Here is a 17,758-nt window from a genome sequence, read left to right as displayed (position 1 = left end):
GTTGATCGGTATCAGGGACGACGCGGCTTGCGCCCCTTCATCTTGTTGGCGGCCTTTTTCACCGCCGACTTGAATGCCTGCATGGCGCTTTGCTGCCCGGGGCGCTCGGAGCCCGCCATCACGGCAGCAGCGACCTCGGCCTTGCTGTCGCCGTGCGAACGCGGCTGGCGCGACGCTTGCCGGGCCGATGCCTTGGAGGTCGAGCCCCCGCCAGGTCCGGCCTTCTCTTTCACGCCTTTCTCCTTCATTGCCCGCGCGACGAGGTCCTCGCCTTCACGGATCAGGCGGAAGTCGATCTTGCGGCCATCCAGGTCGACACGGCTCACCTGCACACGCACGCGCGTGCCGATCGCATAGCGGATGCCTGTGCGCTCGCCGCGCAACTCCTGGCGTTGCTCGTCGAACTTGAAGTACTCGCCACCCAGTTCGGTGATGTGCACGAGGCCTTCCACATACATGGCATCGAGCGTGACGAAGATGCCGAAGGTCGTGGCCGCGCTCACCACGCCGCCGTATTCCTCGCCAAGGTGCTCGCGCATGTACTTGCACTTGAGCCAGGCCTCGACGTCGCGGCTCGCTTCATCGGCGCGTCGTTCATTGGCGCTGCAATGCAGGCCGGCGGCTTCCCAGGCCTGCACTTCCTTGGTCGGCGCAACGGTCGCCTTGGCCGGCTTGGCGCTCGGCGCCTTCACGCGCGACGCGAGCCGCTTGGCCAGCTTGGCATGCGCTTCGCCCGGCGTGGGCAGCATCGGCAACTGGTAGCGGCTCTTGCTGAGGATCGCTTTGATCACGCGGTGCACCAGCAAGTCCGGATAGCGCCGGATCGGGCTGGTGAAGTGCGTGTACGCCTCGTAGGCCAAGCCGAAGTGGCCGCTGTTGATCGGCGTATAGATCGCCTGCTGCATCGAGCGCAGCAGCATCGTGTGGATCTGCTGCGCGTCGGGGCGTTCCTTGGTCGCGTCGGCGATCGCCTGGAACTCGCCGGGCTTGGGGTCGTCGGTGATCGACAGGCCCACGCCCATCGCCTTCAGGTAACCACGCAGGATTTCCTTCTTCTCCGGCGTCGGGCCTTCATGCACGCGGAACAATCCCGGATGCTTGCCTTCGGCGATGAAGTCGGCACTGCAGACGTTGGCCGCGAGCATGGCTTCTTCAATGAGGCGGTGCGCCTCGTTGCGCGTGCGCGGCACGATCTTTTCGATGCGGCCGGCGTCGTCGCAGACGATCTGCGTCTCTGTCGTTTCGAAGTCCACGGCGCCGCGCTTGCCACGCTGCTTGAGCAAGGCCTTGTACACGTCGGAAAGATTCAGCAGGTCCTTGACGCGGTCCTTGCGCTTGGCCGCTTCCGGACCGCGCGTGTTGGCGAGGATGGCCGCAACCTCGGTGTAGGTGAAGCGCGCGTGGCTGAACATCACGGCCGGATAGAACTGATACGCGTAGATCTCGCCATCGGCGGCCACCAGCATGTCGCACACCATGCACAGGCGTTCGACTTCCGGATTGAGCGAGCAGAGGCCGTTGGACAACTTCTCCGGCAGCATCGGAATGACGCGACGCGGGAAGTAGACGCTGGTCGCGCGGTCGTAGGCATCGATGTCGATGGCTGAACCGGTCTGCACATAGGCGCTCACGTCGGCAATCGCCACCAGCAGACGCCAGCCCTTTGCGCGGCCGACCTTGGCGGGCTCGCAGTACACCGCATCGTCGAAGTCGCGCGCGTCCTCGCCGTCGATGGTGACGAGCGGGATGTCCGTGAGGTCGACGCGGCCCTTCTTGTCAGCAGGGCGAACCTTGTCGGGCAGCGCCTTCGAGGCCGCGATGCAGGCTTCGGAAAACTCGTGCGGCACGCCGTACTTGCGCACCGCGATCTCGATCTCCATGCCAGGATCGTCGATCTCGCCGAGCACTTCCTTCACCCGACCCACAGGCTGGCCGAAGAGTGCGGGTGGTTCGGTCAGCTGCACGACCACGACCTGCCCTGTCTTGGCAGTGCCGGTCGCACCCTTGGGGATCAATACATCCTGGCCGTAGCGTTTGTCTTCGGGCGCGACGAGCCAGATGCCGCCTTCATGCAGCAGCCTGCCGATGATGGGTTGCTCAGGTCGCTCGACGATTTCGACGACGCGTCCCTCGGGACGTCCGCGCCGGTCTTGCCGCACGACACGCGCCTTGACGCGGTCCTTGTGCAGCACCGCGCGCATCTCGTTCGGGGGGAGATAGATGTCGGCTTCACCGTCGTCGCGTTGCACGAAACCGTGCCCGTCACGATGGCCTTGAACCGTTCCTTCAACTTCGTCCAACAAGCCGCTGGGATGGGTGCTATTTTTGATGATACAATCTCTTTCTACACTGAAAACGATACATGATTGCTTATGCAGTCATGTGGGCCCAGATGGCGGAATTGGTAGACGCACTAGTTTCAGGTACTAGCGAGTAACATCGTGGAGGTTCGAGTCCTCTTCTGGGCACCAAAATAAATAGATCCACTACCAGGATCTTGCAAACAAAGCCACCGGCCTCCGGTGGCTTTTTTGTTGCCTGAAAGGCAACGGTTGCGCGCATTTTCGGCTGCGCCCTCAAACAGGCACCGCCACCAGGTCGTGGCCCTCGGCGCCGACGATGCGGGCGCGCGTGAACTCACCAACCTTGAGTGTCTTGCTGATCTTCTCGGGCGGCAACAGGCGCACGACGCCGTCGATCTCCGGCGCATCCGCATAGCTGCGACCCACACCGCCCTTGCGCCCCATGCCGGGCGCTGAATCGACCAGCACCTGCATGCTCGCGCCGATGCGACGGCGCAAGCGCGCGATCGACACCGACTCCGCGACTTCCATGAACCGTGCCCGACGCGATTCGCGTTCGGCTTCCGGCAGCATGCCCGGGATCTCGTTGGCCGCCGCACCCGCCACCGGGCTGTAGGCAAAGCAACCCGCGCGATCGATCTCCGCCTCGCGGATGAAATCAAGCAAGTGCTCGAACTCTTCTTCCGTCTCGCCGGGAAAGCCTGCGATGAATGTGCTGCGGATCACCAGCTCCGGGCAGATCTCGCGCCACTTGGCAATCCGCTCCAGATTGCGCTCTCCGCTCGCCGGCCGCTTCATGCGCTTGAGTACCGCCGGATGGCTGTGCTGCAGCGGCACGTCGAGGTACGGCAGGATCTGGCCGCTCGCCATCAAGGGGATGACCTCGTCGACGCTCGGGTACGGGTACACATAGTGCAAGCGCACCCAGGCGCCGTAGGGCTCCGCGATTTCGCCGAGCGACTTCACCAGGTCGAGCATGCGCGTCTTCACGGGCTTGCCGTTCCAGAAGCCCATGCGGTACTTGGTGTCGACGCCGTAGGCCGAGGTGTCCTGGCTGATCACCAGAAGCTCTTTCACACCGCCCTCGAACAAGGCTTTGGCCTCGTTCAGCACATCGCCGATCGGGCGCGAGACCAGGTCACCGCGCATCGACGGGATGATGCAGAAGGTGCAACGGTGGTTGCAGCCTTCGCTGATCTTCAGATAGGCATAGTGCCGCGGCGTGAGCTTGAGGCCGGCGATGCCGAAGGTGTTGGGCACCAGGTCGATGAAAGGGTCATGCGGCTTCGGCAGGTTGGCGTGGACCGCATCCATCACCTCCTGCGTTGCATGCGGGCCAGTCACGGCCAGCACGCTGGGATGCATCTGGCGGACCATGTTGCCGCCGTCTTCGCCGGACTTGGCGCCGAGGCAGCCGGTGACGATGACGCGGCCGTTGGCGGCCAGCGCTTCGCCGATGGTGTCGAGGCTTTCTTTCACCGCGTCATCGATGAAACCGCAGGTGTTGACGATGACGATATCGGCGCCCTCGAAGGTCTTCGAGGTTTCGTAGCCTTCCGCGCTCAGTTGGGTCAGGATCAGTTCGGAATCCGTTAATGCCTTTGGACAACCAAGGCTCACGAATCCGACCTTGGGGGCAGCGACCGTGGCCGCGCGTTCGGGGAGTGCAACTTCGCTCATAACCCCGTATTGTCCCAGCTATCGCCGGAAGCGCCAGTTTCAGGGCCGCTTGATGCCAAAGGCGCCCAGGACCTGCTCTGTGTTCTTCTGCATCTGCTCCTGCATCTGCAGGAAGACATTCTTGGACTGCTCGACGTAATTGCCCATCAAGCCCTGCAGCAGCGGGGACTGCATGGTCATGAAATTGGCCCACAACTCCGGTGACAGGCCTTGCGCCTTCTCCTTGAGGTGCGCCTGCATCTCGGTCATCGCCTGGATGTTCTTTTCCAGGTAGGGGCCCATGTAGCCCTGCATGGCTTGGCCGTAGAAACGGATGATGCTGGCGAGCACCTGTTCGGTGAACATCGGCGCGCCGCCGGCCTCTTCTTCAAGGATGATCTGCAGCAGGATGCTGCGCGTCAGGTCGTCGCCGCTCTTGGCGTCGCGCACCACGAATGCCGCCTTGGACATGACGAGTTGCTTGACCTCCGCCAACGTGATGTAGGTGGAGGTGTCAGTGTCATACAGCCGCCGGTTCGGGTACTTCTTGATGACCCGTATGGCCGGCTTTCCACCGACTTTCTTACTCTGCACTAGAACTCCTTGAGGTCGGAAGCGACCGCGCCCGAGGCATTCTAGGGAGCGGTTTTGTTGCACTGCGCCAAGGTTTACCCTGACCGGCAGTGCCGTGTTTTCGAAGGTTTTCTAGAGAATTCGAGGCTATTCGAGGGAACTTGTGTACTCCGCGCCGCAGACCTTGCAGATCGCAGTTTCGGGTCGGTCGTCGCTGGCCTCGCGGAAGTGCAGGGGGCTCTTGATGCCGTTGAAGACCCAGCAGCGCGGGCAGTGCTCGTGGCCCGCGACAGGAAGGTAGGCGCGTGCTCGCTGCTCGGCACGCTCGCGTGTGACAGGGACACCCTGGCGCACGGTGCGGGCCACTTCCTCAGCGGCCATGGTGCCAGCACGGCCGCTCGCCCGATCGTTCAGGCCGTAGACCACGCGGGCGAATTCGAGGGGCGCCTGCCGCAGCAGGGAAGCGAGCCGAACTTCTTCGGTCGCCGGAAAGGGCGGCGTCGAGGCCATGAATTCGCTTGGATTCCGAGTTGTCACGATAGACACTCAAGTTAACACAATCACGTCCGCGAACGCCACCAAACGAATGGGTTAAATCGCTCGTCTGGATGTTGGAGCGAATGATCGGTGAAAGAAAAAAGCCACTCGATCGAGTGGCCTTTTCTTCTCGATGCCGAGAATCACATCGAGAGTATTTTGGTAGGCCCAGACGAATTCGAATCGCCGACCTCTTCCATGTCAAGGAAGCGCTCTAACCAGCTGAGCTATGGGCCTGATGTGTGGAGCCATCGACTATAGCATGGTTTTCCGGCTCTCGACAAAATTGTCATCAACGACGTCGCGCGTGGCGCACACCATCGACCATGCCGACCACGCCCAGAACCTGCATCAGGCGCGCCGCATCGGGAATCTCGACGGTGAAGGTCATCCATGCGGTGCCCTTGATCGACTGCGTCTGCACGCCGATCACATTCATCTTCTCGCGCGCGAAGACCTCCGAGATGTCTCGCAGCAGGCCTTGGCGATCCAATGCCTCCACGGCAACATCAACGGCGTAGACGGCGCCCTCCTCGCCCTTGCTCGCGCCCCACTGGACCTCGATGACGCGCTCGGGGGATTGGGAACTCATCGTGCGGAAATTGCTGCAATCCGAACGGTGAACGCTGACCCCGTGGCCGCGCGTGACGAATCCGCTGATGCGATCCGGCGGCGCCGGCCGGCAGCATTTGGCGAGTTGGGTCATGAGCGACGACACGCCGACCACCAGCACGCCCCCCTGCACCGCCTTTTCCGTGGCGCGCGACTTGCGGATCAGCACGCCATCGTCGGGGCCCGGAGGCGGCTCGGGCGGGCGCAACAGCGTCTCGATGGTGCGCAGCGAGAACTCGTCCTTGCCGACCACTTCGAACAGGTCGTCCGCTGACTTGAAGCCCAGCCGGGAGGCCAAGTCTTCCAGCTTGAGCGCCGTCTTGCCTTCGCGCTGCAGCAGTTTCTCGACCGCCTCGCGTCCTCGCGCCACCGTCTCGTGCGTGACCTGGGCATTGAACCAGGCCCGAACCTTGGCACGCGCCCGATGGCTGACCAGGTAGCCCAGTTCGGCGTTGAGCCAGTCGCGCGAAGGGCCGCCCTCCTTGGCCGCGATGATCTCGACGGTCTGGCCGTTCTGCAGCGGCGTGTTGAGCGGCACCATCGCGCCGTCGATGCGCGCGCCGCGGCAGCGATGGCCGAGGCTGGTGTGTACGGTGTACGCGAAGTCGACCGCCGTCGCGCCCTGCGGCAACTCGACGATGGCGGCATCGGGCGTCAGCACATAGATGCGGTCGTCGAACAGGCCCTGGCCCTGCTGGCCGCCGGACAGGTCGCGTTCCCACGCCAACAGTTGGCGCAACACGGCGATCTTGGCGTCGTACTCGCCACCGGCCCACACACCGCTGTATCCCTTGGGGCCGGCTTCCTTGTAGGCCCAGTGCGCGGCCACGCCGTGCTCGGCATGGTCGTGCATTTCCTCGGTGCGGATCTGGATTTCGATGGGCTTGCCGGCCACGCCGTTGACGACCGCTCGCACCACCGTGTGCAGCGACTGATAACCGTTGGCCTTCGGGCGAGCGATGTAGTCGTCGAACTCCGCCTCTATCGGCAGGAAATGGGAATGCACCCAGGCCAGCGCGGCGTAGCAGTCCTTCACGTCCTTCACAACGACGCGCAAGGCGAGGATATCGAATACCTGCGCGAAGTCGAGCGACTTGCCACGCATCTTCTTGACGATGCTGAAGATGTTCTTCGGGCGGCCCTGCACCTTGGCCGGCACGCCCTGCGCCAACAGATCCTTTTCGAGCCGCAGGCGAAGTTGCTCGACGTAGCCTTCGCGCTCGATCCGCTTCTCATCGAGCAGGCGCGCGATGAGCTTGTAGGTCTCGGGTTCGAGGAAGCGGAACGAGAGGTCCTCGATTTCCCACTTGACCTGCCAGATGCCCAGCCGGTTGGCCAGCGGCGCGAACACCTGCAAGGACTCCCGCGCCACGCTCTCCGCCACGGGCCGTTTGCTGGCCGCCGCATAGCGCAGCGTCTGCAGCCGCGAGGCGAGGCGCAGCATCACCACGCGCAGGTCGCGCGAAAACGCGAGCAGCATCTTGCGGACGCTCTCCGTCTGGTTGGGCGCGCCATCGGCACGCGAGCCCACGGCGGCCGAACGGGTCTGCTTCTGGACGTTGACCAGCTTGGTCGTCTCGACCGCCAACGCCGCGAAGTTGTCGCCGAAGACCTTCGCGATCACTTCCAGCGGACGGTTCAGGTGCTGGCAAGAGTAGACGAGGTAACTGGCGGCCTGCATCGCCTCGGAGCCACCCATGGCAGCGACGATGGCCGCGACGGCGTCCGCGTGCGCCATCGTGTTCTCGCCGGTGTCGAGCGTCTCGTGCGCTATCAGGGGCTCGGCGAACGCGCGGGCACGCGCCAGCATGTGCTCCTGGACCGGCATCTTCTCGGCTGTGGCGGCCGACAAGGGGTAGTCGACCATCGACTCCGACGGCTTGGTGGGAGTGGCGCTTCCGAGTTCGCGCTTCACGGGGACAGCAGGAACGAACTGACGACATCGTGCTGATCCGGCGCCACCAGCGTCGGCGCGTGCCCGATGCCCTCGAACTCGACGAGCCTCGCGCGCGGACCGCGCTGCACCATGGCTTGCGCCGTGGCGGGGGAAAGCAGATCGGACACCGCGCCGCGCAGCAGCAGGGTCTGCGCGGTGATGCCGTCATAGAGCGACCACATGACGGCCTCGGATTGCGCGATGCCTTCAGGCGTCAGTGCGCGCAGGGGCGCGCCGATGGCCGGGTCGTAATGGAGCAGGAAGGCGTGGTCCTCGCCGCCGGCTTCGGGTGCGACCTTGGCGCGTCCGTCAGCGCTGCGCTGCGAGGCCGGCACCACCATGTGCCGCGAAAGTTCCATCCACTGGGCGGGCGTGTGCGGGCCGAATGTCGTCGAGATCGACCACATCGCGGCGGCAGCGTCGGCCACCGAAGCGAAGCGCCCGCTCTGCCCGACGTAGGCGCTGATGCGCTGGATCGCCTCCGGGTTGATGACCGGGCCGACGTCATTCAGCACCAGGCGACGGATCGGTGCCGGCAACGGCAGTTCGCGATTACCCGCGAGCACCATGCCGATCAGCCCGCCCATGCTGGTACCGATGTAGTCGAAGGTGGTGATGGGGTGTTCGCGCTGCAATTGGGCGAGCAGCGTCAGCATGTCGCCCGCATAAAGAGGAAGCTGGTATCCGGTGGGGTCGCGCAGCCAGTCGCTCACGCCACGGCCGACCACGTCGGGGCACACCACGCGCACGTTGCCGTCGGCGCGCACCAGCAATGCCTTGGCGAGTTCGTCGAAATCGCGGCCTTGGCGCGTCAGGCCATGCACGCAGACCACGAGGTGCGGACTTGCGGGATTCCCCCATTGCCACCAGGCCATGCGATGACCGCCCGCGGCATCGTTGCAGGGAGTGAAATGGAGGGTGGGTTCGGTCATGAAAAGGGGCCGCTGCGGCTGCTGGTAATCTTGTCGATGCATCCTAATTCATCCGGAGATTGATCAACATGCTCAAAGGCAAAACCGCCCTCGTGACGGGGTCCACCAGTGGTATCGGACTGGGTATCGCGAAAGCACTCGCGCAACAGGGCGCGAACATCGTGCTGAACGGCTTCGGCGATGCCGAGGGGCCGAAGTCGGAGGTTGCCGCGCTGGGCGTGCAGGTCGAGTACCACGGCGCCGACATGAGCAAGCCCGCGCAGATCGAGGACATGATGAAGTTCGCCGCGTCGAAGTTCGGCCGCGTCGACATCTTGGTGAACAACGCAGGGATCCAGTACGTTGCCAATGTCGAGGACTTCCCGGCGGAACGCTGGGACGCCATCATCGCCATCAACCTGACGAGCGCCTTTCACACCACGCGCCTTGCCGTGCCGGCCATGCGCCAGGCCAACTGGGGGCGCATCGTGAACGTCGCGTCCGCCCATGGCCTGGTGGCCTCGGCGCAGAAGTCGGCCTACGTGGCTTCCAAGCATGGCATCGTGGGTTTCACCAAGTCGGTGGCGCTGGAAACGGCCAGGACCGGCGTGACCTGCAATGCGATCTGCCCGGGCTGGGTGCTGACCCCGCTGGTCCAGAAGCAGATTGACGACCGCGCCGCGCGCGAAGGCATTCCGGTGAGCCAGGCACAGAATGAACTGCTCGGCGAGAAGCAGCCATCGCTGCAGTTCACGACAGTGGATCAACTCGGCGCGCTCGCGGTGTTCTTCTGCTCGCCGACCGCCGATCAGGTGCGCGGCGTGGCCTGGCAGATGGACGGCGGCTGGACGGCGCAATAGTTGCACGGCCCCCCTGGCTTCCAGGACGGCTATTTCAACTGCACGGAGCCGGACACGTTGACCACGACGCTGGTCTTGCCGGCTTCGATCGGCACGGCCGAATCGGACGCCATCGACTTGGCCTGCGCTGCCATCATGCGCGGACGGATGGGGTCGCCGCTGTTCGCGTTGACCGACACCTCCCGAAGCGTGTAGCCACCAAAGCCGAAACCCTTGGCGAGTTCGTCGGCCTTGTGCTTGAACGCGTTGATGGCGAGCGTCTGGGCTTCGGCTTCCACCTTGGCGCGCTGTTCGCGGCTCAACGCAAAGCCGACGTTACCAACCGTCAGTGTCGTGACGCGGCCGGCGACTTGGGTGATGCGGGGGAAGTCGCGGCCTTCCAGCACCATTTCGGCATAGCCGGCCCAACCACTGATCTTGCCGTCTCGCGTGTAGCGGGGTGCGAGGCTGAAGTTGCCGATGCGAACTTCGAGTTGTCCGGCCTCCGCGTTCTTGCGGGCTTCCGCCAACGCGCTCTCGAGCGCAATCTTGAGCTGGCCCTGGATGGTGGCGGCATCGGGGCCGTCACGCGTGGTGGAGAGCGTCATGGTCAGCAGGTCTTGCTGGACTTCGACCGTGCCACTGGCGGACAACTGCAGGACGTTCTGGGGCGGCGGGATCTGGGCAGAGGCAGCGCTGGCACCGGCCAGCACGACACAGGCCGCAATCCGTTGAATGGCGTTCAAGGAGGAGGACTTTCGATTGGAAGGGGGCGGTTGCAAATCAAGGGCGCTGGCTGCGCACGGTACCCGAAAGCGCGCGAGCAGGCTGGGCGTCGGCGATCGGTGTCGCAGTGGGCGCGAAGGCGGAAGGCGCACTGACGCGCCCGGCCGCTTGCGATTCAACCGTGCGCGAGGGGGAGGCACTGGCGGATTCGGACCATTGCCGTCGCAGTTGTTGCCGCAACTCGAGGCGCTCGGCGGGATTGAGATGCCGCCCCGCCATTGCATCCTCGGTCCGGACCTGGGCAACCCGCGCGGCGAGATCCGCCTCGACCGCACCCCGCAATTCGCCGCGGTGGGCTCTTTCGCCAACCACAATTTCATGCGCTGCGAGGGCGGGCGCGCAGGCGGCGGCAAGAAGCAAGGACAAGGTTCTGAAGACGGGTTGCATGGGGGTGCCAGAAGTCATAACAGGCCCACTCTGCCACCGTCAATGGCCTGGCCGGGGGTAGTAAGGCATGCTTCCGCAAGTTTTGTAACTTAGTGTCAGACGGCTGCCAAAACGACCTCAATGGGGTTGCAACGCATACAGAATCAGCGCTGTTACAAATTCACCGTTGCTGAAATGACTCAAGTTCCTGCTCGCACCGACAAGATCGTCATCGTCGACGACGACGCCCGCATACGTGACCTGCTGCGCCGGTACCTGACGCAAGAAGGGTTCGAGGTGATCGTCGCGGAAGACGGCAAGGCGCTGAACCGAATCCTGTTGCGCGACACCGTGGACCTGATCGTGCTGGACCTGATGATGCCCGGCGAGGACGGTCTTTCCGTCTGCCGCCGCCTGCGCGCAGCCAACGACCGCACGCCCATCATCATGCTGACCGCCAAGGGCGAGGACGTAGACCGGATCGTCGGCCTGGAGGTCGGCGCAGACGATTACCTGGGCAAGCCCTTCAATCCGCGCGAGTTGCTGGCGCGCGTGCATGCGGTGCTTCGCCGCCGGCCGCCGTTGGAAGCGCCGGGCGCGCCCTCCACCGACAACGAGACCGTGAGTTTCGGCCCCTTCAGCTTCGACCTGGGTTCGCGCACGCTGCGCAAGGACGGCGAAGAGCTTTCCCTGACCACCGGCGAGTTCGCCATGCTGAAGGCATTGGTGCGTCACCCACGCCAGCCGCTGTCTCGCGAAAAGCTGGCCCAACTGGCGCGCGGCCGCGAGTTCGAGCCTTTCGACCGCAGCCTGGACGTGCAGATTTCGCGCTTGCGCAAGCTGGTCGAATCCGATGCCGCGGCGCCGCGTTATATCCAGACGGTCTGGGGCGTTGGCTACGTCTTCGTGCCAGACGGCACGACCTGATCGACGTGCCTATCCCCAACGGACCCCGGCCGACACAAGCCGCTCCGCTGCCCGAAGACAGCTCGCAGCTGACGCTGCCGAGCCCGCTCGAAGGCGGCGGACCTGCGTCGCGCGGCGCACGGCTGAAGGTCGGGTTCAGCCTGTTCTGGCGCACCTTCTTCCTGTTGGCGCTCTTGTTGGTCGGCAGCACGGTGGCCTGGCTGCAAACCTTCCGACAGCTGGAGTACGAGCCGCGGGCCATCCAGACGGCGCACCAGATCGCCTCACTCGTCAACCTGACGCGGGCGGCGCTGCTGTATTCGGACGCCATCACGCGCATGTCGCTGATCAAGACCCTGGCCGATCAGGAAGGCGTGCGCATCCTGCCGCGCGAACCGGCCGACCGGTTCGCGCCGTACACCAGCGGGGCGCTGGACGAGCGGGTGACGGAGGAACTGATCGACCGGCTGGGTGAAGGCACGGTGGTGGCCAGCCAGGTCAACAACCAGGCGGGGCTGTGGATCGGCTTCACGATCGAGACCGACAACTATTGGCTGCTGCTCGACCCGACGCGCTTCAGCCGCGTGGGCGGGCGAACCTGGCTGGTCTGGCTGATCACGGCGATGGCGTTGTCACTCGCTGGCGCGGCCTTGATCACGCGCTTCATCAACCGGCCGCTGAGCCAGTTGTCGCGGGCGGCACGCGAGGTTCGCGACGGCGAGTACGAAGCGCATCGGCTCGACGAGCGCGCCCGCACCAACGAGATCCGCGCGGTGAACATCGGCTTCAACCGCATGGCCGACCAGTTGGCCAAGATCGAGCAGGACCGCGCGGTGATGCTGGCCGGGATCTCGCACGACCTGCGTACGCCGCTCGCCCGCCTGCGGCTGGAAACCGAGATGAGCGTGGAAGACGAGGACGCGCGGGCGCACATGGCGGCCGACATCGCCCAGCTCGACTCGATCATCGACAAGTTCCTGGACTACGCGCGTCCGGACCATGTGGACTTCAAGCCGGTCATGCTGCGCGACGTGATCGACGCCTGCACCTACGCCGTGCAGGACCATGAGGACGTCAAGATCAAGGTTGACGTGGCGCCTGACCTGGCCGTCATGGCGGACGAGGTGGAGCTCACGCGGGTGGTCTCGAACCTGGTTGAAAACGCACGGCGCTATGGCAAGTCGCCGGCCACCGGCGTGGCGGACATCAACATCCAGGCGCAGGCGCACAACGACGCGGTGCTGATCAAGGTGCGCGACCATGGCGCGGGTGTGGCGCCTGCCCTGCTGTCGCAATTGACCAAGCCGTTTTTTCGCGGCGATGCGGCGCGAACCTCGGCGGCAGGTGCGGGGCTGGGGCTGTCGATCGTGGCGAAGAACATCGATCGCATGGGCGGGACCTTCGCGCTCACCAGCACGCCGGGGCGTGGCTTGGCGGCGCACATCCGGATGCCGCGGGCGGCGGCGGGCGTCAAGCCGAAGCCGCCGGCGCCGAAGCAGGCGGCTTAGCCTACTACCGGTGCAGCAGCACGGTCGCGCGGGCTTCCATCGCGCGGCCTTCGCCGACCGGGCCGAGCTTTTCGGCGGTCTTGGCTTTCACGTTGACCTGACTTGGCTCGATGCTCAGCGCCTGCGCGATCCGCGCGCACATCGCGGTGATGTGCGGGGCGAGTTTTGGCGCTTGCGCGATCACGGTACTGTCGACATTGCCGATCTGCCAGCCCTCGGCGCGCACGCGCCGCGCCGCCTCGGCCAACAGGACGATCGAATCGGCGCCGCGGAACTGCGCGTCGGTGTCCGGGAAGTGACGGCCAATGTCACCCAGGGCGGCGGCGCCGAGCAGCGCGTCGGTGATGGCATGCAGGAGCACGTCCGCGTCGGAATGGCCGAGCAGGCCTGTGACGTGCGGAATCTCGACGCCACCAAGGATCAGCTTGCGGCCGGCCACGAGTTGATGAACGTCCCAACCCTCGCCGATGCGGAATGGAAAGCCTGTGGTCATGGTGCGGTGCGGGCGTGGAGGATGGCTTCGGCCAGCGCGAAGTCTTCCGGGTAGGTGAGTTTGAAGTTCTGGGCGCTGGCGGGCACCAGCAGCGGGGCCAGGCCCAACGCTTCGACGGCGCTGGCCTCGTCGGTGACGGCATCGCCGACCGATTCAAGGGCATCGATCAGCATGCCGATGCGGAACATCTGCGGCGTCTGCGCCAGCCATTTGTCGTTGCGGTCGAGCGTGGAAGTGACGCGGCCATCCGTGCCTGCCTGCTTGAGCGTATCGGCGAGCCGGTGCGCGAGCAGGCCACCGACCGGATCGCTTTCGCAGGCCGCGATCAGCGACTCGATCTGCGCTGGCGTGACGAGGCAGCGCGCCGCATCGTGGACCAGCGCCCAGTCGCGCAGGGCGGCACCGTTGGCGAGCCACGCGCGCAGGCCGGCGAGCACCGTGGCCGCGCGCGTGGCACCGCCGGCGGGGACAAGGCGCTCGGCTGCTTGCGGGAAATCCGGCAGCGTTGCGTGCACGGCCTCGTCGCCCGGCGACACGACCAGCATCAGCCCGGCCAGACGATCCCCGAGCGAGCGAAAGACATCCAAGGTGTACGCGACCATCGGCCGGCCCGCAATCGACCGGTATTGCTTCGGCCCCTCGCCGCCCGCACGGCTGCCCGTGCCCGCACAGGGAATGACAACAAACAGGCGCTCAGGGGATTGGGACATGGGGCACGGCAGCGAAAGGGCCGCCATTCTAGAATCGCCCTCGCACACCCCTCGTCCCTCGACGCGGGGTGTTCTGCATTGTCTGCACACCTGCCATGGACCTCCCCACCCTCGTCGCCGGCAAGCGCTTCACGCTGCCACGGCCGCCCTCTTCCGCTGACGCGCTGCTGATCGCGCGCCTGGCCGAACGCGAGAAGTCGGCGGGCCGCGCCGTCGCCGTGTTCACCGCCGATGCCAATGATGCGCAACGGCTCATCGACGAACTGGTGTTCTTCGCGCCCGGCCTGCGCTGCGCGCTGTTCCCCGACTGGGAAACGCTGCCGTACGACAGCTTCTCGCCCCACCAGGACCTGATCAGCGAACGGCTGGCCACGTTGTGGCGCATCAGCCAGCGCGAGGCCGACCTGGTGCTGGTGCCAGCGACCACCGCGCTCTATCGCCTAGCCCCACCCGCCTTCCTGGCCGGCTATACCTTCCACTTCAAGACCAAGCAGAAGCTTCAGGAATCGAAGCTCAAGGCGCAGCTCACGTTGGCCGGCTACAGCCACGTGACGCAGGTGGTGAGCCCCGGCGAATACGCGGTGCGCGGCGGGCTGATCGACCTGTTCCCGATGGGCTCGAGCCAGCCCTTTCGCGTCGACCTGTTCGATGACGAGATCGACTCGATCCGCACCTTCGACCCCGACACGCAGCGCAGCCTCTACCCCGTGCCCGAAGTGCGCCTGCTGCCCGGGCGCGAGTTCCCGATGGACGACGATGCCCGGGCGCGTTTCCGCAGCCGCTGGCGCGAACTGCTCGAAGGCGACCCGACCAAGAGCCGCATCTACAAGGACATGGGCAATGGCGTCGCGACCGCCGGCATCGAGTACTACCTTCCGCTGTTCTTCGAGGAGACGGCGACGGTGTTCGACTACCTCGGCGCCGAGGCGACCGTGGTGCTGCACGGCGACATGGAGCCGGCGTTCCAGCATTTCTGGACCGACACGCGCGAGCGCTATCGGCTGGTGCAAGGCGACCCGGAGCGGCCCGCGCTGCCGCCGGAAGCGCTGTTCCTGAGCGCGGAGCAGTTTTATTCGCGGGCCAAGCCGCATGCGCAGTTGGCCTTGCGCAGTGGCGACGGCGAGTCGACGCCGTTTGCCGAGATCGAAGTGCTGCCGCCGTTGTCCGTGGTGCGTGGTGCGGAAGAGCCCTTGCAGCGCCTGCAGACCCACCTGCGCAATACGCAGCAGCGCGTGCTGGTGCTGGCAGAGAGCGATGGCCGGCGCGAGAGCCTGCTCGACTTCCTGCGTGCCAGCGGCGTGAACCCGCCGGCCTTCGACACGCTCGCGCAGTTCCAGGCCGACACCGATGAGCGCATCGGCATCGCGACCGCCGCACTGGCCTCGGGCTTCGCATGGCTCGAAGCCGGCATCGACCTGGTCACCGAAACCGAGCTGTTCGCCAGCGCGCCCACCACGCGCCGCCGCAACAAGAAGCAGGAACAGGTCAGCGATGTCGAGGCGCTGATCAAGGACCTGAGCGAGCTGAACATCGGCGATCCGATCGTGCATTCGGCGCATGGCATCGGGCGCTACCGCGGCCTGGTCAACATGGACCTGGGCCAGGGCAAGAACCCTGATGGCTCGCCGGTGTTGCAGGAGATGCTGCACCTGGAGTACGCGGACAAGGCGACGCTGTACGTGCCGGTCTCACAACTGCATCTGGTGAGCCGCTACACGGGCGTGAGCGCGGATGAGGCGCCGCTGCACAAGCTGGGCTCCGGCCAGTGGGAAAAGGCCAAGCGCAGGGCGGCCGAGCAGGTGCGCGACTCCGCGGCGGAACTGCTGAATATCTATGCACGACGCGCGGCGCGCCAGGGCCATGCCTTCCGTTTTTCGGCGGGCGACTACGAGACCTTCGCGAACGACTTCGGCTTCGAGGAAACGGCCGACCAGAAGGCCGCGATCCATGCGGTGATCCAGGACATGATTTCGCCGCAGCCGATGGACCGGCTGGTGTGCGGGGATGTGGGTTTCGGCAAGACGGAAGTGGCGTTGCGCGCTGCCTTCGTCGCGGTCACGGGCGGCAAGCAGGTCGCCTTCCTCGCGCCTACCACGCTGCTGGCCGAGCAGCACTACCAGACGCTGATCGACCGCTTCGCCAAGTGGCCGGTGAAGGTGGCGGAGATGAGCCGCTTCCGCTCGACCAAGGAAATCAACACCGCCGCCAAGGGACTGGGCGACGGCACGGTCGACATCGTGGTCGGCACGCACAAGCTCCTCTCGCAGACCGTTCAGTTCAAGAACCTGGGCCTGCTCATCATCGACGAGGAACACCGCTTCGGCGTGCGCCACAAGGAGGCGATGAAGGCGATGCGCGCCGAGGTCGACGTGCTGACGCTCACCGCCACGCCGATCCCGCGCACGCTGGGCATGGCGCTGGAAGGCCTGCGCGACCTCAGCGTGATCGCCACCGCGCCGCAGCGCCGGCTGGCCATCAAGACCTTCGTGCGCACCGAAGGCAACGGCGTGATCCGTGAAGCCGTGCTGCGCGAGTTGAAGCGCGGCGGACAGGTCTACTTCCTGCACAACGAGGTCGAGACCATCGATAACCGCCGCCAGAAGCTGGAGGAGATCCTGCCCGAGGCCCGCATCGCCGTGGCCCACGGCCAGATGCCGGAGCGCGAGCTGGAGCGCGTGATGCGCGACTTCGTGGCGCAGCGCTACAACATCCTGCTGTGCTCGACGATCATCGAGACCGGCATCGACGTGCCGACCGCCAACACCATCGTGATGAGCCGCGCCGACAAGTTCGGCCTGGCGCAGTTGCATCAGCTGCGTGGCCGCGTCGGCCGCAGCCACCACCAAGCCTATGCGTACCTCATGGTGCCGGACATCGAGGGCCTGACCAAGCAGGCGTCGCAGCGGCTGGACGCGATCCAGCAGATGGAAGAGTTGGGTTCCGGCTTCTACCTCGCGATGCACGACCTGGAAATCCGCGGCGCTGGCGAAGTGCTGGGCGAGAACCAGAGCGGCAACATGATGGAGATCGGCTTCCAGCTCTACAACGAGATGCTGAGCGAGGCCGTGCGCTCGCTGAAGGCCGGCCAGGAGCCGGACCTGCTCTCGCCGCTGAGCGTGACGACCGAGATCAACCTGCACGCCCCCGCCCTGCTGCCGGACGACTACTGCGGCGACGTGCACCTGCGGCTGTCGTTCTACAAGAAGCTGGCGACGGCCAGGACCTCGGACCAGATCGACATCCTGCTGGAAGAAATCGTCGACCGCTTCGGCAAGCTGCCGCCGCAGGCGCAGACGCTGATCGACGTGCACCGCCTGCGCGTGCTGGCGCGGCCGTACGGCGTGGTGAAGGTGGACGCGGCGCCCGGCGTGATTCACATCACCTTCAAGAAGGATCCGCCGGTCGAGTCGCTGGCGATCATCCAGTTGATCCAGAAGAACAAGCACATCAAGCTGGCCGGCAACGAGAAACTGCGCATCGAGCGCGAGCTGAAGGAGCCGAAGGATCGGGCGCAACTGGTGCGGGATGTGTTGCGCAGCCTGGGGCAGCCGAAGAAGGCAGAAGTTGCTGCCGTATAAGTACGCACCGCCCACGTGGCGAAGCTTCAAATGAAAAATTG

At 65.3% G+C, this 17,758-nt stretch carries 14 protein-coding genes and 2 tRNA genes; 5 read left to right on the top strand and 11 right to left on the bottom strand.

Annotated features, from left to right (window positions below):
- Positions 1-11: 11 nt before the first annotated feature.
- Positions 12-2,303, bottom strand: a complete 2,292-nt coding sequence (gene rnr / locus WKW82_RS12030) for a ribonuclease R (RefSeq protein ID WP_422823463.1) — start codon at positions 2,301-2,303, stop codon at positions 12-14.
- An 83-nt stretch (positions 2,304-2,386) separates the two neighbouring features.
- Between rnr and WKW82_RS12025 the strand changes: the two genes are divergently transcribed.
- A tRNA-Leu gene (locus tag WKW82_RS12025) sits at positions 2,387-2,471 on the top strand.
- A 105-nt stretch (positions 2,472-2,576) separates the two neighbouring features.
- Here WKW82_RS12025 and rimO read toward each other — a convergent pair.
- The 6 genes from rimO to WKW82_RS11995 form a co-directional block, all read right to left on the bottom strand.
- A complete protein-coding gene (rimO, locus tag WKW82_RS12020) occupies positions 2,577-3,983 on the bottom strand; it encodes a 30S ribosomal protein S12 methylthiotransferase RimO (protein WP_340342522.1) in 1,407 nt (468 codons plus the stop codon).
- Between the two features lie 39 nt (positions 3,984-4,022).
- Positions 4,023-4,556: a polyhydroxyalkanoate synthesis repressor PhaR gene (gene phaR, locus WKW82_RS12015; RefSeq protein WP_340342521.1), complete on the bottom strand. Its 534-nt coding sequence runs from the start codon at positions 4,554-4,556 to the stop codon at positions 4,023-4,025.
- A gap of 126 nt (positions 4,557-4,682) precedes the next feature.
- Positions 4,683-5,045 (bottom strand): hypothetical protein, encoded by a 363-nt coding sequence (locus WKW82_RS12010; RefSeq protein WP_340342520.1) that lies wholly within the window; start codon positions 5,043-5,045, stop codon positions 4,683-4,685.
- A gap of 187 nt (positions 5,046-5,232) precedes the next feature.
- A tRNA-Val gene (locus WKW82_RS12005) sits at positions 5,233-5,309 on the bottom strand.
- Positions 5,310-5,364: 55 nt separating this feature from the next.
- A complete protein-coding gene (locus WKW82_RS12000; RefSeq protein ID WP_340342830.1) occupies positions 5,365-7,551 on the bottom strand; it encodes a RelA/SpoT family protein in 2,187 nt (728 codons plus the stop codon).
- 44 nt (positions 7,552-7,595) lie between these two features.
- Positions 7,596-8,552 carry an alpha/beta fold hydrolase gene (locus WKW82_RS11995; protein ID WP_340342519.1) on the bottom strand — a complete coding sequence of 319 codons (957 nt, stop codon included), beginning with the start codon at positions 8,550-8,552 and terminating at the stop codon, positions 7,596-7,598.
- A 68-nt stretch (positions 8,553-8,620) separates the two neighbouring features.
- Between WKW82_RS11995 and WKW82_RS11990 the strand changes: the two genes are divergently transcribed.
- Positions 8,621-9,391 carry a 3-hydroxybutyrate dehydrogenase gene (locus tag WKW82_RS11990; protein WP_340342518.1) on the top strand — a complete coding sequence of 257 codons (771 nt, stop codon included), beginning with the start codon at positions 8,621-8,623 and terminating at the stop codon, positions 9,389-9,391.
- 29 nt (positions 9,392-9,420) lie between these two features.
- On the opposite strand, the gene WKW82_RS11985 is transcribed toward WKW82_RS11990, so the two are convergent.
- Together WKW82_RS11985 and WKW82_RS11980 are read right to left on the bottom strand one after the other, a co-directional pair.
- Positions 9,421-10,107, bottom strand: a complete 687-nt coding sequence (locus tag WKW82_RS11985) for an SIMPL domain-containing protein (RefSeq protein ID WP_340342829.1) — start codon at positions 10,105-10,107, stop codon at positions 9,421-9,423.
- A gap of 46 nt (positions 10,108-10,153) precedes the next feature.
- Positions 10,154-10,543, bottom strand: coding sequence for a hypothetical protein (locus WKW82_RS11980; protein ID WP_340342517.1), 390 nt, complete (start codon positions 10,541-10,543; stop codon positions 10,154-10,156).
- A gap of 174 nt (positions 10,544-10,717) precedes the next feature.
- Between WKW82_RS11980 and ompR the strand changes: the two genes are divergently transcribed.
- Positions 10,718-11,449 (top strand): osmolarity response regulator transcription factor OmpR, encoded by a 732-nt coding sequence (ompR, locus tag WKW82_RS11975; protein WP_340342516.1) that lies wholly within the window; start codon positions 10,718-10,720, stop codon positions 11,447-11,449.
- Positions 11,450-11,523: 74 nt separating this feature from the next.
- Complete coding sequence (locus WKW82_RS11970; RefSeq protein ID WP_340342828.1) at positions 11,524-12,936, top strand: sensor histidine kinase; 1,413 nt, start codon at positions 11,524-11,526, stop codon at positions 12,934-12,936.
- Positions 12,937-12,940: 4 nt separating this feature from the next.
- On the opposite strand, the gene ispF is transcribed toward WKW82_RS11970, so the two are convergent.
- Both ispF and ispD read right to left on the bottom strand, forming a co-directional pair.
- Entirely contained in the window at positions 12,941-13,429 is a 489-nt protein-coding gene (gene ispF / locus WKW82_RS11965; RefSeq protein WP_340342515.1) for a 2-C-methyl-D-erythritol 2,4-cyclodiphosphate synthase, read from the bottom strand.
- Entirely contained in the window at positions 13,426-14,166 is a 741-nt protein-coding gene (ispD, locus tag WKW82_RS11960; RefSeq protein WP_340342514.1) for a 2-C-methyl-D-erythritol 4-phosphate cytidylyltransferase, read from the bottom strand. Before ispD ends, ispF begins: the two co-directional genes overlap by 4 nt.
- A gap of 68 nt (positions 14,167-14,234) precedes the next feature.
- On the opposite strand from ispD, the gene mfd reads away from it, so the two are divergent.
- Complete coding sequence (gene mfd, locus WKW82_RS11955) at positions 14,235-17,717, top strand: transcription-repair coupling factor (RefSeq protein ID WP_340342513.1); 3,483 nt, start codon at positions 14,235-14,237, stop codon at positions 17,715-17,717.
- Positions 17,718-17,758 lie beyond the last annotated feature (41 nt).

The organism is Variovorax rhizosphaerae (genome assembly GCF_037889975.1).
GTDB classification, from domain to species: domain Bacteria; phylum Pseudomonadota; class Gammaproteobacteria; order Burkholderiales; family Burkholderiaceae_C; genus Variovorax; species Variovorax rhizosphaerae.
This window is presented reverse-complemented; position numbering and strand designations above follow the sequence as displayed.

Excerpts from the sequence above, each read along its gene's own strand:
- rimO (WP_340342522.1), bottom strand. The coding sequence starts at position 3,983 with ATGAGCGAAGTTGCACTCCCCGAACGCGCGGCCACGGTCGCTGCCCCC.
- WKW82_RS12010 (WP_340342520.1), bottom strand. The coding sequence starts at position 5,045 with ATGGCCTCGACGCCGCCCTTTCCGGCGACCGAAGAAGTTCGGCTCGCT.
- WKW82_RS12000 (WP_340342830.1), bottom strand. The coding sequence starts at position 7,551 with ATGGTCGACTACCCCTTGTCGGCCGCCACAGCCGAGAAGATGCCGGTC.
- WKW82_RS11995 (WP_340342519.1), bottom strand. The coding sequence starts at position 8,552 with ATGACCGAACCCACCCTCCATTTCACTCCCTGCAACGATGCCGCGGGC.
- WKW82_RS11990 (WP_340342518.1), top strand. The coding sequence starts at position 8,621 with ATGCTCAAAGGCAAAACCGCCCTCGTGACGGGGTCCACCAGTGGTATC.
- WKW82_RS11980 (WP_340342517.1), bottom strand. The coding sequence starts at position 10,543 with ATGCAACCCGTCTTCAGAACCTTGTCCTTGCTTCTTGCCGCCGCCTGC.
- ompR (WP_340342516.1), top strand. The coding sequence starts at position 10,718 with ATGACTCAAGTTCCTGCTCGCACCGACAAGATCGTCATCGTCGACGAC.
- ispF (WP_340342515.1), bottom strand. The coding sequence starts at position 13,429 with ATGACCACAGGCTTTCCATTCCGCATCGGCGAGGGTTGGGACGTTCAT.
- ispD (WP_340342514.1), bottom strand. The coding sequence starts at position 14,166 with ATGGCGGCCCTTTCGCTGCCGTGCCCCATGTCCCAATCCCCTGAGCGC.
- mfd (WP_340342513.1), top strand. The coding sequence starts at position 14,235 with ATGGACCTCCCCACCCTCGTCGCCGGCAAGCGCTTCACGCTGCCACGG.